This window comes from Thermodesulfobacteriota bacterium, assembly GCA_036397855.1.
Lineage (GTDB): Bacteria > Desulfobacterota_D > UBA1144 > Nemesobacterales > CSP1-2 > DASWID01.
In genome coordinates, this window is sequence record DASWID010000105.1 from 12,220 (window position 1) to 26,044 (window position 13,825).

The following is a 13,825-nucleotide window of genomic DNA, read 5'->3' on the forward strand; positions in this document are numbered from 1 at the left end:
ACCTCTATTATATAGCTTTATATCATCCTTCGCGGAGACTTTGATTGTAATCTGTTTTTCGTAACTTAATCAAAATTGACGTTCTTCGTCTCAACCTGTGCACAAATTTTGCATATCAAGCATCTATAATCTAAAGTATATTGAAAATTCTCTTATGCTTATGTAATATTTAAAGGATAATTGTTTTGAGAAGGTAAATCATATAATGAAAGATATTAATCCTTTTAAGTTGCTCAAAGAAGAGATGGACAAACTCGTTATAGGACATGAAGATGTCAAAATGTCCTTGCTATTAGGTGTCCTATCAAGAGAGCATATATATATCGAAGGTCCCCCTGGCACTGCCAAAACGATGCTTGCCGAAATTATTTCTAAGGCGGCTCATTTGAAGTTTTTCTTTTACCAGTTGCACAGGGATACAAGGCTTTCGGAACTCGTAGGTGATCTGGTTATTTCAAAAGAGACACTAGATACCGGTGAATTGATTAAGCAAAGGATTGTAAAGGGTGGTATTTTAACCTCAGAAATTTGTCTTCTTGATGATATTTCTCGTGCACCAGGCGAGTCGTTAAATGTCTTACTAAGAATCCTGAATGAGAGAAAATTCCTGGAAGAGCGTATTCCTCTTCTTACGGCAATTGCTACGAGCAACCCAACTGCTGATGAATATTATAACGAGCCGCTTGACCCGGCTAATCTAGATCGTTTCGTACTCCAGATAAACGCTCAAGGACTATCTTACGGCAAGAAGTGGAATGAAGCGAAAGAAGTTATAAAGCTATATACGGAACATCCATTAGATTATGAAGTGCCGACAAGGGTGTCTAAGGAAGTCTTTGATGAATATTATCAAAGGCTTAATACAGTAGTCATTCCCTCAGACGTACAAGATGGACTCGCAAACTTTGTTACAACACTTATCGAAGATTATGGTCTAAATGAATCTAATTCACTGATCTCTGACAGGACATTTTTCGTAAAATCGCTCAAGATAATCAGATCCCATGCCCTCATTAATAACAGGGAAACATGCGGTCTGCAAGACCTCATGGCCCTTAAATATATGACGGCATTCCGTCTGCCTGGGGAAATGTTTAAGAGAATCGAAGAAATCATTGAGGATGTAATTTCAAAAAAAAAAACAACCAAGGATACAACAAGCAAATTAGAACCGCAGACATCTGAATTTGATCAGGATCTACCAGGGGATCAACCAAGAAAATCGCCTGACCAAGAACAAAATAAACAAAAAGACCAACTTTCCGAAGCCCGAAAGACATTCCTCCAAGCCCTAAAAGAGCTGAAAGATAATATTCAGAAGGAAAGCCCTAGCGGTGCCCCTCCTTCGGATCAAAACCTTTCAGATGATGGTAGTGGACACGAAAGTGGAATAGAAGACTCGAGTGATGACCGTGTGCTGCCATTTTCAGAAAAGGTTTACGCAAGTAAGTCCCCACGTCCAGGAGATGAAGAAGAATACTGGATTGGCGGGAAAAAAATCTATTCGAGTGCTGATAATGTCAAGATAATCATGAAAGTTCTTGAGGGCAATATCCAGAGGAGTATGGCATTAGACGCTCCTCATCCCGGAGGATTACCCAGAAGATGGAAGAAGATGAATTACTTTGAAGAAATGGAAGACGTAGATCTCTTTGAAGGAATTTTCTGGGCTGAACATACAACACCGACGCTTCCAAGGGTTCACAAACGAGAAAAGGAAGTCATGGGCGGGGAACTTGCAATTCTCAGGGATGTTAGTACCTCAATGATGGGTGTTTATAGTGAGTGGTCTTCCTCAGTAGTCCTAGGAGTAATTGAGCTTGCGAGGGTCAAGAAGATGAAGGTTGGTTATATCGAATTTAATCACCGTTCCTACATGTACAAGCGAAACTCGAAATTCTTTACAAGAGATTACCACTGGATGATGGACCTCGCCTCGAAGAACGAGTGCTCAGGTAATACAAATTATGAGGATGCATTAAAGGGGGCCCTCTCCGAATTCAAAGGTAGAGGACTCAGAAATAAGCACATTCTCTTTATAACAGATGGTATTCCCACTTCAGGTGATTGTGAGGTTCCCAATGAAAGAGTTAGGGCAAAAAAGCTTGGAGTCTGCATTCACTCTATATTTATAGGTTCTAAGAATTATCCAAAGATACTTGAGAGGATCTCTAGTGAAACAAGTGGAACTCAGTTTATCGCATCACGGGAAAGAGACGGTATTATAAGAATAGAAAGAAAAGAAAAGAAATACCTTGCACCTAAGATCGAAAAACAGCATATAGATCCTTTTACTAAGGCGTTTTCCCGATAGTTCTCGATCGCTTTTGATATTTGTTCACCGCCTTACGATGATCCCTGTAACTTGTCGAAAATTCGTGCCTTCCTTCACCCTTTGACACAAAGTACAGATAATTGAAATGGGTCGGATTTAGAGCCGCTTCGAGCGATGCTTTACCTGGGTTTGCTATTGGTCCTGGGGGAAGACCTGAGATTATATAAGTATTATAGTTTGATGTCGTTTTCAATTTTTCCCTCGTTAGATCTCCATCGAAATTATTACCCAATGCGTATATCACAGTCGGATCACTTTCTAAACGCATACCGAGCTTCAGGCGATTATGAAATACCTCCGATATCATATTTCTTTCTGATGGCTCTCCTGTTTCCTTCTCGATGATTGATGCCAACGTTACTATCTCTTGATCAGTAAGATTGATTTCATCTCTCCGGATCTTAAGAGAATTCCAAATAATTTTAAATCTTGATGTCATCATATTAATAAGCTCGTCAGCAGTGACACCCTTCTTGTAATAATAGGTTTCAGGGAAAAGATAACCTTCAAAGCTGCTCAATGGTTTTCCAATAAGTTCTTTCGCAAGATCAGCTCTTGTGGCCTTCTCAATGAATTCTCTCCTGGAAATGACTCCCTTTGTTTCAAGGAGATCTGCTATCTCATTGATATTAAGTCCTTCAGGGATGGTTATTTTTCTTACTATTACATCGCCACGTGCTATTTTTTCGATCACATCTGACATCGATTCTCCTGGGCTAAATTCGTATTCCCCAGCTTGCAACCTATTGTGTTTCCCTTTGAACATAACATACAGGATGAAGATCTTATCGCTTTTCACAACTCCACATTTTTCGATCTTAGTTGCGATTTCACGCAGCCCCGTCCCTCGCGATATTTCAAAGATTACTTTCTTTGTATTGGATGGAACAAAATAGTTAAAATAGACAAAGCATACAGAGGGTATTAATAATACTATTAACGTTAAGGATATTATGGATAATCTATTCTTCAGAAACTTCATTTTGAAGATTCGTCAGGTCAAATCAATTAAGGCTTTTCTTTCAAAATTACAACCAAATCATCCCTATGAATTATTTCGTCGCCATACTTATATCCGAGTATGCTTTCAATACTGGTTGATTTTGCGCCAACTATTTTTCTTATCTCATCAGAACCGTAACTGGCAAGTCCCCTCGCAACTTCAAATCCATTTTCATCTATACATCTCACCGATTCACCCAATTCAAAATCACCTTTAACCCCTATTATCCCGGATGGAAGCAGGCTTTTCCCCAAGGAAGCTATAGCTCTTTTTGCCCCATTGTCTATTATTAAATCTCCCGATGGCTTAAGTGTAAATGCGATCCAATGCTTTCTCCCTCTAATCCTCTCATGAGATGGGAGGAAAAGCGTGCCAATCTTCTCTCCCGAAAATATATTCGCCAGTGTAGACGACCTCTTCCCATTTGCTATAATGGTAGGAACCCCAAAGGCGGCCGCTGCCTTGGCTGCCTCGATCTTCGTTTTCATGCCTCCGGTTGTTGTCCTTCCAAAAGTCTTACCTGCCATTTTTTGTATTTCTTTGTCTATTTCATTTATTACGGAAATAAATTCAGCATCTCTGTGATTTCGAGGATCATTTGTATATAGTCCATCAATATTTGTAAGAAGAACGAGAAGATCAGCCTCTACCAGACTTGTTACAAGTGCTGCAAGATTGTCGTTGTCTCCAAACATAATTTCTTCCACAGCCACTGTATCGTTCTCATTAACAATCGGAATAATTCCAATTCTTAGTAGTGTAAGAAGGGTTTTTCTAGCGTTTAAAAATCTCCTCCTGTCAGCAAGCCCATCATGCGTCAGGAGTATTTGGGCAACCCTCTCTCCAAACTCAGAAAAAGCGCGTTCATAATTCCACATCAAAGCGCTTTGTCCACATGCTGCGATAGCTTGCTTCATTGGAACATCTCTGGCCTTTTCCTTAAGGCCGAGCTTCTTCATTCCAGAGGCTATTGCCCCAGAAGATACTACAACCGTTTCAATCTTTTTAGATTTTAATTGTGAAATGTCATTAGCAATCTCATAAAACACAGAATCTTGTAGCTCTCCATTTTCGTCTGTGAGTACACTGCTACCTATCTTTACTACTACCCTTTTTACCTTTGAAATAAGGGGCTTCCTGTCTAGTCTTTTCATAGGAGTTAAATGCCTATTATTCTACCTAAAAAGAGATGAGTAGAGAAAAGAATTGCCTGGAGGTCAAGCTTATTTGCGGTTGGACAAATATATCTACATAAATATTATCTGCGTATTCAATTTCACCGTAGGAGAGGCTTCTAGCCTCGATATTATTTAAGCACTATAATTTAATTAGGTTATCAAAAATGTTTAAATCAACTCCAAAACAAAAATCTATTCGTCAAGGCCGCTCCAGCGAAAACGAACTATTTTACTTCTTCACCGCCGTTACCCATAATCGTACCAAAATCTTTCTTAACAAAAATGCAGCGGAAATTGTGTTAAATACTCTTAAGTGGCTGGATCAAAAAGAACGAATTAATCTAATAGCCTGTGTAATCATGCCAGATCACCTTCATTTTATTGCACAGCTTAAAGAAACATCAATTCCTAAGCTTATGCATTCTCTAAAAAGCTATTCCGCCAATGAGATAAATAATGCTTTAGAAAGAAAAGGGCATGTCTGGCAAAGCCAATATTATGAGAGGGGAATAAGAAATGAGAAATCGTTGATGGATTTGGTGAAGTATTGTTTAGAGAACCCCGTGAGAAAAGGGCTGGCAGATGACTTCAAAGATTATGCGTTTTGGTATTGTAAATATGAAATTTAGTCATAAATTCTCCTACCTACATATATCATTATCGCGGCAGGGATGCCGCTCCTACGGTGCGGGAAATCTTTTTTTCTATCGCGCCTGGAAGGCGCTCGTACGAAAAAATTACAAATTCCATATCCCCCTGTAGGAGGGGCTTCCTTCGATGAACTCAAGACAGGTCCAGCCTCGAGTATTCTTAAGTGCTGGTTTTTCTTGACAATCTTATCACGCCTCGCTATCTTTAAAACCTGAAAGCGGGAATAGCTCAGTTGGCTAGAGCGTCTCCTTGCCAAGGAGAAGGTCGCGGGTTCGAATCCCGTTTCCCGCTCCAGTAAAAAATTAGACCTGATAAGCCACAGAGGACACAGAGGCGTATAATTAGAATTTTTATATTTTCTCTCTAAATCCTCCGTGACCTCTGTGGCTTTTTTCTTCTAATACTATAGATATATAACCGGGCTGGGAGCCAATACGTTCACACCAGCTAATTACCGAAGGAAAAGGGGTAAGGCTAACTCCTCCCTCCTCAGCCATATTGACATAGGGAAAACATCCGATATCAGCTAATGAGTAGGAACCAGCCAAGAAATCATTTTTTTTAAGTTGGTCCTCCAAAATTTGAAGGGCTGATTCACCGGCATTTCGGAGAGATCTGAGCTCCCCCTCATCACGTTTTTCTTCGGGAACAAATCTCGTCATAAATCTCGCCCTTGCAAGGGATGGATCAATGCTAGTCTTCCCGAAAAAAAGCCACTGAGAAATAAGGCCAAATCGATCCAACTCTTCTGAATAATATATATTTGGCGAGAACTTCTTTCCGAGATAGAGGAGTATTGCACTCGATTCCCACAAAATCAAATCCCCGTCTCTGATAACAGGAATCTTTTGGTTGGGATTTAATTTTTTAAAATCTTCTGTCTTATTTTCACCTTTAAAGAAGTCTATTGTAATCCGTTCATAGTGAACACCAAGATGACTTAGTAACAATCTTACCTTGTAACAGTTTCCTGACAAAGGATGGTCATATAGACTGATCATTTTTTAGTCCTCAATATATCCTTGGAACTTTTCTGTGAACCTTTCTTCACCCATAATCCTATACAACATTTCTCTTTTCGGAATAAAATAAGTTACCCTACTTCTAGTAGCCAGATTGTTCTGTCCGTCATAAATATTTACCTTCACCGTAACCCTTCTATCCCTTATTTGTTCTATCCGTCCTCTAATCTCGAGAGCTCCTGGATTGTCGACTTTTTTGACAAAATCCATTTCGACCCTCATCGTAACCCCAATCTTTTTCAGCTTATCAAACATCGCCCAGAATGCTACCTCATCAACCAGAGCACACTGAATTCCTCCATGGAGTATTCCTGGAAAACCTGACAGGTGTTCTTCGAGTCTTAGTTTGGTAAACACTTCCCCCTTTTCATCATCCGCATAAAACTTCATCCTCAGCCCTAGCTTATTTCTTGGATCACAAGCAAAACAACCATAACCGGGGAAGTCTAGAAAAATGTTCTCAATTTCTCTGACCATTAAAAATTTAATTAAAACGGATTATATGAATTCGGAAAGGCTTCAAAATGAATCATTCCATTTCAATATTCTTATCCTCGGGAGGGACCTTGGCAACAGCCGCAACCTTTTCTTCTGGCTCGAGGTCGATCAGCCTGAGCCCCTGGGTACCCCTGCCATAAACGCTTATATCCGAGGCTTTCAAGCGAATAATCTTTCCCGCATGTGTGGTTATAAGTATAATTTGAGTATCACCAGTAACCTGAAACGCGCCTACAACTAGTCCCTTCTTACCGGTTGTTTTTATCGTAATAACCCCCTTTCCCCCGCGCCCAGTCATCCTGTATTCGGAAACTGATGTCCTCTTCCCATACCCCATCTGGGTTACAGTTAGAATCTGAGCATCTGGATTCTCGATAACCTCAAGGCTAACAACTTCGTCATTCCTATCAAGTCTTATGCCTATGACCCCCGTAGCATTTCTCCCCATATCCCTTACCTTTGTCTCACTAAATCTAATAGCTTGTCCATTACGAGTAGTGAGGAGAATTTCGTTGGTTCCATCAGTCATCCTAGCACCGATTAACTCATCATCCTTAAGAATATTTATGGCCATTATGCCCCCAGCACGAGGGTTGGAATAGGCCATGAGTTTAGTCTTCTTTACTATCCCATTCTTGGTAGCCATGAGAAGAAACCGAGCTTCTTTAAATTCTCTAACCGGAAGAACAGCAGCTACATTCTCATTCGCAGAAAGATTTAGCAAATTTACAAGCGCCTTTCCCCTAGCAGTGGGTCCCGCTTCTGGTATTGAGTGAACTTTAAGCCAGTAACACCTACCAAGGTTAGTGAAAAAAAGAACGTAGTTGTGTTTTGAAGCCACAAATACATTCTCAATAAAATCAGTCTCCTTGGTGCTCATTCCTGTTTTACCCTTACCCCCTCTTCTCTGACTTCTGTAAACGCTAAGAGGTGTATTCTTGATATAACCTTCGTGAGTAATTGTGACAACCATATCCTCGTCTGCGATAAGATCTTCCAAAGAGATCTCTTCAACACTTTCAAGGATCTCGGTTCTTCTGTCATCAGCATAACGTTTTTTAATATCCACCAGTTCATCTACGATTATGATTAGTATTAACTGTTCATTTCCTAGAATCTCCTTCAACTCTTTAACGGTCTTTATCAGATCTTTCCTCTCTTCTAAGATCTTCTCTCTCTCAAGGGCGGTAAGCCTTTGAAGCCTCATTTCAAGTATTGCCTGGGCTTGGTTTTCGGAAAGCTTAAGTCTAATTATCAAGCCTTCTTTAGCCTCAGAAGGGCTTTGAGATTTCCTTATCAGGCTGATTATTTCATCGAGATTATCGAGTGCTATCTTAAGTCCCTCTAGTATATGAAGCCTTTCTTCAGCCTTGCGTAATTCAAACTGTGTTCGCCTAGTTACAACCTCTTTTCTGTGTTCAATAAACTGTCCGATTAGGTCTTTTAATGGCAGTACCTTAGGCTGGTTTTTCACAAGCGCAAGCATTATGATTCCAAAAGACGTATCCATGGGAGTATGTTTATAAAGCTGATTCAATATTACCTCTGCATTCTCCCCTCGTTTAACATCGATTACTACCCTGATTCCTTCCCTATCTGATTCATCACGTATGTCTGATATTCCCTTTACTTTTTCGTCTTTGACCAACTCGGCTATACGTTCAACGAGCTTGGCTTTGTTTACCTGATATGGGATTTCAGTAACAATAATCAACTCCCTATCGCCTTTTTTCTGCCTCTCAATCACCGCACGAGCCCTGACCCTGATAATTCCTCTACCCGTGGTATAAGCTTCCCTTATTGGCTCCTTTCCACATATGAAACCGTTAGTAGGAAAGTCCGGTCCAGGAATATGTTTCATCAATTCATTAAGAGAGATATCGGGTTTCTTTATCTGTGCTACTATTGCATCGATGAGTTCACCTAAGTTATGTGGCGGAATGTTAGTCGACATACCTACAGCGATCCCGGATGCACCATTTAGCAACAGGTTCGGTATCTTTGATGGGAGAACGACTGGTTCCGTTGCTCCACCGTCATAGTTGGGAACGAAATCTACCGTTTCTTTGTCCAGGTCATCCAGCATTTCGCTTGCAATTCTTGCGAGCCTGACCTCTGTATATCTCATTGCTGCTGGAGGATCACCATCGATTGAGCCGAAATTTCCCTGACCATCAACTAATGGATAACGCATCGAAAAATCTTGGGCCATTCTCACAAGCGAATCATAAATTGCAGCATCCCCATGGGGATGATATTTACCCATCACGTCACCGACAATTCGTGCAGACTTTTTGTAAGGTCTATTCCAATGATTCCCCGCCTCATGCATCCCAAAAAGAATGCGCCTGTGAACAGGTTTAAGACCATCTCTAGCATCCGGAAGCGCACGCCCGATTATGACACTCATCGAATAGCTGAGATACGATTCCTTCATCTCATCTTCAATGTTTACGGGCAATATTTTTGATCCAATGGCCACTTATAACCCTCCTAAATCTTTACGAAAACCTTTATAAAGGATATATTAGTGTTTGGATGGTGTCAAAGAAAATTGGACATTAATTGCAAAACTTAATAGCGAGTCCCTGATATTCCAATTTTCTCAGACTTCACTATATGAAATCAGTTAGATCTCACTAAATCGACAATGATTGATATTCATGTACATTTCTTCCCTCCCTCGATATTTCAAGCAATATGGAGGTACTTTGAAACCCCGGGCCATGGTTTATGGAAAGTTAAATACAAGACGCACGGCAAAAGACTTATTAATACCCTTAAAAGGCACGGAGTTAAACGTCATACCACTCTTGTGTACGCCCATAAACCTGGCCTAGCGGATTATCTGAACAATTTCATTCATGAATCTGCCCGTCAATCCCCTGAACTCATCCCTTTTGGAACCATCTTCGCCGGAGATGGTCGATGTGAAAAGGTGGCAAGAACCATTTTCGAAGATTTTGAGTTTATTGGCATTAAATTGCACCCCTTCGTCTCAAACGAAGAAGTGGATGATAAACGATTTTCCCCTGTCTATGATATCATGCAGAATATGGGGAAAATACTGGTCACTCATACGGGTTCTGTTCCAATATATCAACGAACGGACGGCGCCATTCGTTTAAGAAATATTTTGAATAAATTCCCAAGATTAAAAGTTATTGTTGCACACTGTGGCGCCTTTGAATATGGCGATTACCATTCGCTGGTAAAGGATTTCGAATTCGTATATTTCGATACAGCTATGAACTGCGTTCACAATAATGTTTTTTCTAATATTTGCCCTGGCCGGCAATTTTTCATCGAGCACCAGGAAAGGATACTATTCGGCTCAGACTTCCCAAACATACCCTATGAGTATTCATACCAAGTCGAGGCTATTAAGAAATTAAGTCTTGGTGAATCTGTAGAAAGAAAAATTTTTCACGATAACGCAGTTGGATTGCTTGATTTGTAAAAATATTGATAGCCCATCAAGCAAGACTAGCGGTCTACCTAACTCTGTCATGCCCGAATGCATTTATCGGGCATCCATTTGTCTTGTCCAGATTCCCGCTTAAAACCTAGGGAAATAGCAACGCCCTACATTTCATATTATGCTGATTTTTCTGATCTTTTTACCACCAAATCCCGGGAGTATCGGAAGAGCAACCTGAGCATTTTCCGTCAGAAGTTATATGGTAATTTAAGATCTGATATCCGTAACGCTCAACTAAGAGTCTATTGCAATTCGGGCAGTAGGTATTCTCGTAATTTTTTACGTTACCCGGAAGATTCCCAGCATACACAAACTTGAGACCGGCTTCATAACCTATCTCAGCAGCACGGATCAAAGCCTCGGCCGAAGTATTATCAGGGTCTGTCATTTTATAGTCCTTATGAAATGCTGTAACATGCCAGGGTATATTCGCTGAAACAGAAACAAGGTACTTTGCCGCATCTCTTAATTCCTCTTTTGAGTCGTTGAATCCGGGAACCACCAACGTTACTATCTCAATCCAGAAGCCCATATCATATAGTCGTGAAATTGTCTCAAGAACGTTGCTTAGAAGCCCGCCAAGTTTCCTATAGTTTTTATCCTGCATGGACTTTAGATCCACCTTATAACAGTCAGTAATTGGCCTCAGATATTCCAATGCCTCCATAGTTGCGTTGCCATTTGAAATAAAAGCGGTTCTGAATCCATCTTTCCTTGCTATTTTAAATACATCAGCCGCCCATTCCGCGGTGATAAGCGGCTCATTGTATGAGCTACCAATTAATCTTGCCTCATATCTTTTTGCAAGTGAGACTAACTGCTCTGCTGTTGCTATCATCGGTTCTATTCCAGCCACAGGATCTCTTAAGGCCTGGGAGGTTAGCCAGTTCTGGCAATAACCACAGTGGTAATCACATCCCAACATGCCAAATGTTAATGTAGAGGAACCCGGGAGCACGTGAAAGAAGGGTTTTTTCTCCGTTGGATCACACTGAAGGGCAGCTACATAGCCTTTGGGAACATAAAGCCTTCCGCCCTCATTATATCTGACCTTACAGATCCCCCTCAGGCCATCAAATATCACACACCTGTGACCACAGGCATAACAGAGAACCTTATTGTCCTCAAGTTTCTCATATAGTTCACCCTCAGAAGAATACTTATCCAGTGATTCAGCGAGAGAGGTTTTTGCAACGGATTTGTATCTTTTGCTTTCAGGCATGCCGCACGCCCCTAATAAAATATGCTTTATTATTTATTGTACAAAAATTCTATGAAAATGAAATAGACTCTGTGGCCAAGTCCGACATCTGCCCGTCATTCTGAACTTGCTTCAGAATCTAAATTGAAATCCTGAAATAATCCTTCGATCTCTAAGCTGAGTCGCATCTGGAAGCTCTCCACAAAAGTTCTGATTGCCCTTCAATGCGGGACATGAATGTCCCGCCTATCGTTGATTTAATTCCTTGTCGATAGTCGATAGGCGGGGTTTTCTAACCCCGACCAAATCGTGGCTGGCCTATCTTTGAGTCTCATCTGGGGGAAGTCTTTCGTACGATCAATAGCGTCAATACGAAATTTAAATTTGAAGAGGAAATTGAGGCAATCCCCCTCACCGAAGTCCGCAGGAGATCGCCACGCTAAGCCTGCACTGAGTTAATCGGAGTGTCCCCGACGACATCTATCTTCTTATGTTAAGTGCTTTAAACTAGCGGCATTCTCCTCCCAATTCTTCCCATCGAATTGCTCTATGGTTATTTTTTTGATACCTGATTGATCCAGGCATCTCACATTCACGCTATTTCCATCTGGATTAGACCTCGGGAAATAAAATGGTTTAATGCCACAAGTTTTGCAACCCCTGCCCCTGTATTAAAGGTATAGGTCGTGATGTTGTCCTCACCCCTTAAGACCTTAAATCTCGACCTTGGGACATTTAAATGCAAGAAACCTGTCAATCTGCAGATAGAACAGTTGCATTCTTGAGCATATATCTCATCAGGGGCTTCCACTTCAAAGTGAATAGCACCACAATGACAGCTACCTTTATGGATTTTCATATTTTAGTAGTTTAATGTAATCTGATTCTATAACAATATACAGGATCTACTGTGAATATAGTCCATTTTACTGTTTTGCTATCGATTGTTTTAGTTCAATCTAATCTAAATGGTTACTGGTGGACCGAGGCAACCATAAATCAGGTAGATAAAAATCCCATGAATCCGCAAATCAATTACGGAACGAAGCCAATTCAGATTAAACAGATTGTTCTAGAACTTCCAGAGGGGCATAAGCTTGGCAGAATCGAGATGGGCGTCTTGTGTATTCCAATGACAGACCTGAAATCAATTGGAGGGAAAGCCAAAGTTTCAGAAAATGATTTCACAGATGTAGTTAAGACCGTCCTTGAGAATGCAGATTATAATATCATCGATGATACCTCGGTTGATTCACAAACCCGTGTATATGAAGATGAGTTAGTTTTAAAGGGTATTGTTAAGGAATTAAAAGCGAACTTGTGTTTTCCAAAGAGCGGCTTCAGAAGTTGGAAAATAAGCAAGGGTGAAGCATATGTAAAAATACATTGGCAGATGCATTCTAATACCGATGATAAGATTCTATTCGAAAAGATTACAGAAGGATCTGAAAGGTTAACAGAGGCAATAGCATATGGTTCCACTAAAGTAATACGAGCTTCTGTTGCAGTTGCGACACAAAATTTGATCGCTGATGAAAATTTTAAAATGGTAATAACCAAATTAAATTAACTGATCGCCTTATTATCTCCATTAACATGTTACAACCACGGACCCCTTTTTTTTCCGTTATCATTCCCACTCATAATCGTCAACACCTCTTCGAGATCGCATTGAAATCCGTTCTAAATCAAACTTACAAAGACTTCGAAATTGTTATTGTAGACGATGGTTCGACTGACCAGACAAGCGAAGTGATCAAAAACTTCGATGACACCAGGATCAAATACCTGTATCAAAAAAATCATGGTGTTTCGCATGCTCGGAATCGTGGTCTTGAAATCTCCAATGGTAAATTTATGGCATTTCTGGACTCCGACGACAGATGGGTCCCTCAAAAACTCCAAAGAGTAAATGAACTGATTAATCAACATCCCCACATAAGTATTTTTCACACTGACGAAATTTGGTATAAGGGGGGGAGGTTACTTAATCAAAAGAAAAAACATGAAAAACCGTCTGGTTATGTTTACCTAAAGGCAGTGCCATTATGTTGCATTGGTATGTCAACTGCGGTAGTCATGAGAGAAGTCTTTGAAAAAATTGGTTTATTTGACGAAAGCCTACCAGCATGTGAAGACTACGATTTCTGGTTGAGGGCAACTCATTCGTTTGAGGTTAAGCTTATAAGCGAAAATTTAACCATTAAGGACGGCGGTAGAACAGATCAATTGTCTTCACAATGGGGATTGGATAAAAACAGAATACGGGCATTGGAGAAGATGTTATCTAGTAACAGTTTAAATGAAGAAGAATATAAACTCACCCACGGAGAACTGGTGAAAAAGTGTCAAATTTATGCGCTAGGGGCAGAAAAAAGAGGACGTCTGAAAGAGGCAAACCTTTATAATGGACTTGCAAGCAAATACCCCTTCAGAAATGAAGGATAAAATGAGCG

At 40.4% G+C, this 13,825-nt stretch carries 12 protein-coding genes and 1 tRNA gene; 6 read left to right on the forward strand and 7 right to left on the reverse strand.

The window, feature by feature from the left end:
* The first annotated feature begins 205 nt into the window (after positions 1-205).
* On the forward strand, positions 206-2,314 hold the full coding sequence (locus VGA95_08170; protein HEX9666515.1) for an AAA family ATPase: 2,109 nt from the start codon (positions 206-208) through the stop codon (positions 2,312-2,314).
* Here the strand turns inward: VGA95_08170 and mltG are convergent.
* Both mltG and proB read right to left on the reverse strand, forming a co-directional pair.
* Positions 2,295-3,317: an endolytic transglycosylase MltG gene (gene mltG, locus VGA95_08175; GenBank protein ID HEX9666516.1), complete on the reverse strand. Its 1,023-nt coding sequence runs from the start codon at positions 3,315-3,317 to the stop codon at positions 2,295-2,297. The genes VGA95_08170 and mltG overlap by 20 nt on opposite strands.
* Before the next feature lie 26 nt (positions 3,318-3,343).
* Positions 3,344-4,492, reverse strand: coding sequence for a glutamate 5-kinase (gene proB / locus VGA95_08180; GenBank protein HEX9666517.1), 1,149 nt, complete (start codon positions 4,490-4,492; stop codon positions 3,344-3,346).
* Positions 4,493-4,680: 188 nt separating this feature from the next.
* Here proB and VGA95_08185 point away from each other — a divergent pair, with 188 nt between their 5' ends.
* Together VGA95_08185 and VGA95_08190 are read left to right on the forward strand one after the other, a co-directional pair.
* Complete coding sequence (locus tag VGA95_08185) at positions 4,681-5,145, forward strand: transposase (GenBank protein HEX9666518.1); 465 nt, start codon at positions 4,681-4,683, stop codon at positions 5,143-5,145.
* Positions 5,146-5,384: 239 nt separating this feature from the next.
* Positions 5,385-5,461, forward strand: a tRNA-Gly gene (locus VGA95_08190).
* A 56-nt stretch (positions 5,462-5,517) separates the two neighbouring features.
* Here the strand turns inward: VGA95_08190 and VGA95_08195 are convergent.
* The 3 genes from VGA95_08195 to gyrA are packed head-to-tail and all read right to left on the reverse strand — an operon-like array spanning position 5,518 to position 9,169.
* On the reverse strand, positions 5,518-6,168 hold the full coding sequence (locus VGA95_08195) for a glutathione S-transferase family protein (protein ID HEX9666519.1): 651 nt from the start codon (positions 6,166-6,168) through the stop codon (positions 5,518-5,520).
* 3 nt (positions 6,169-6,171) lie between these two features.
* Positions 6,172-6,666: a PaaI family thioesterase gene (locus tag VGA95_08200; protein ID HEX9666520.1), complete on the reverse strand. Its 495-nt coding sequence runs from the start codon at positions 6,664-6,666 to the stop codon at positions 6,172-6,174.
* A gap of 52 nt (positions 6,667-6,718) precedes the next feature.
* Positions 6,719-9,169: a DNA gyrase subunit A gene (gyrA, locus tag VGA95_08205; protein HEX9666521.1), complete on the reverse strand. Its 2,451-nt coding sequence runs from the start codon at positions 9,167-9,169 to the stop codon at positions 6,719-6,721.
* A 168-nt stretch (positions 9,170-9,337) separates the two neighbouring features.
* Between gyrA and VGA95_08210 the strand changes: the two genes are divergently transcribed.
* Positions 9,338-10,147, forward strand: a complete 810-nt coding sequence (locus tag VGA95_08210; GenBank protein HEX9666522.1) for an amidohydrolase family protein — start codon at positions 9,338-9,340, stop codon at positions 10,145-10,147.
* A gap of 160 nt (positions 10,148-10,307) precedes the next feature.
* Here VGA95_08210 and amrS read toward each other — a convergent pair whose 3' ends face one another.
* Positions 10,308-11,390: an AmmeMemoRadiSam system radical SAM enzyme gene (amrS, locus tag VGA95_08215; protein ID HEX9666523.1), complete on the reverse strand. Its 1,083-nt coding sequence runs from the start codon at positions 11,388-11,390 to the stop codon at positions 10,308-10,310.
* Positions 11,391-11,961: 571 nt separating this feature from the next.
* Positions 11,962-12,228 carry a hypothetical protein gene (locus tag VGA95_08220; protein HEX9666524.1) on the reverse strand — a complete coding sequence of 89 codons (267 nt, stop codon included), beginning with the start codon at positions 12,226-12,228 and terminating at the stop codon, positions 11,962-11,964.
* A gap of 51 nt (positions 12,229-12,279) precedes the next feature.
* On the opposite strand from VGA95_08220, the gene VGA95_08225 reads away from it, so the two are divergent.
* Positions 12,280-12,939, forward strand: a complete 660-nt coding sequence (locus tag VGA95_08225) for a hypothetical protein (protein HEX9666525.1) — start codon at positions 12,280-12,282, stop codon at positions 12,937-12,939.
* Between the two features lie 26 nt (positions 12,940-12,965).
* Positions 12,966-13,817: a glycosyltransferase gene (locus VGA95_08230; GenBank protein ID HEX9666526.1), complete on the forward strand. Its 852-nt coding sequence runs from the start codon at positions 12,966-12,968 to the stop codon at positions 13,815-13,817.
* Positions 13,818-13,825 lie beyond the last annotated feature (8 nt).

Bases quoted from the DNA above. Each gene is read 5' to 3' on its own strand.
- VGA95_08220 (HEX9666524.1), bottom strand. From the start codon at position 12,228: ATGAAAATCCATAAAGGTAGCTGTCATTGTGGTGCTATTCACTTTGAA.
- VGA95_08230 (HEX9666526.1), top strand. From the start codon at position 12,966: ATGTTACAACCACGGACCCCTTTTTTTTCCGTTATCATTCCCACTCAT.
- amrS (HEX9666523.1), bottom strand. From the start codon at position 11,390: ATGCCTGAAAGCAAAAGATACAAATCCGTTGCAAAAACCTCTCTCGCT.
- VGA95_08195 (HEX9666519.1), bottom strand. From the start codon at position 6,168: ATGATCAGTCTATATGACCATCCTTTGTCAGGAAACTGTTACAAGGTA.
- VGA95_08200 (HEX9666520.1), bottom strand. From the start codon at position 6,666: ATGGTCAGAGAAATTGAGAACATTTTTCTAGACTTCCCCGGTTATGGT.
- VGA95_08185 (HEX9666518.1), top strand. From the start codon at position 4,681: ATGTTTAAATCAACTCCAAAACAAAAATCTATTCGTCAAGGCCGCTCC.
- proB (HEX9666517.1), bottom strand. From the start codon at position 4,492: ATGAAAAGACTAGACAGGAAGCCCCTTATTTCAAAGGTAAAAAGGGTA.
- mltG (HEX9666516.1), bottom strand. From the start codon at position 3,317: ATGAAGTTTCTGAAGAATAGATTATCCATAATATCCTTAACGTTAATA.
- VGA95_08170 (HEX9666515.1), top strand. From the start codon at position 206: ATGAAAGATATTAATCCTTTTAAGTTGCTCAAAGAAGAGATGGACAAA.
- VGA95_08210 (HEX9666522.1), top strand. From the start codon at position 9,338: ATGATTGATATTCATGTACATTTCTTCCCTCCCTCGATATTTCAAGCA.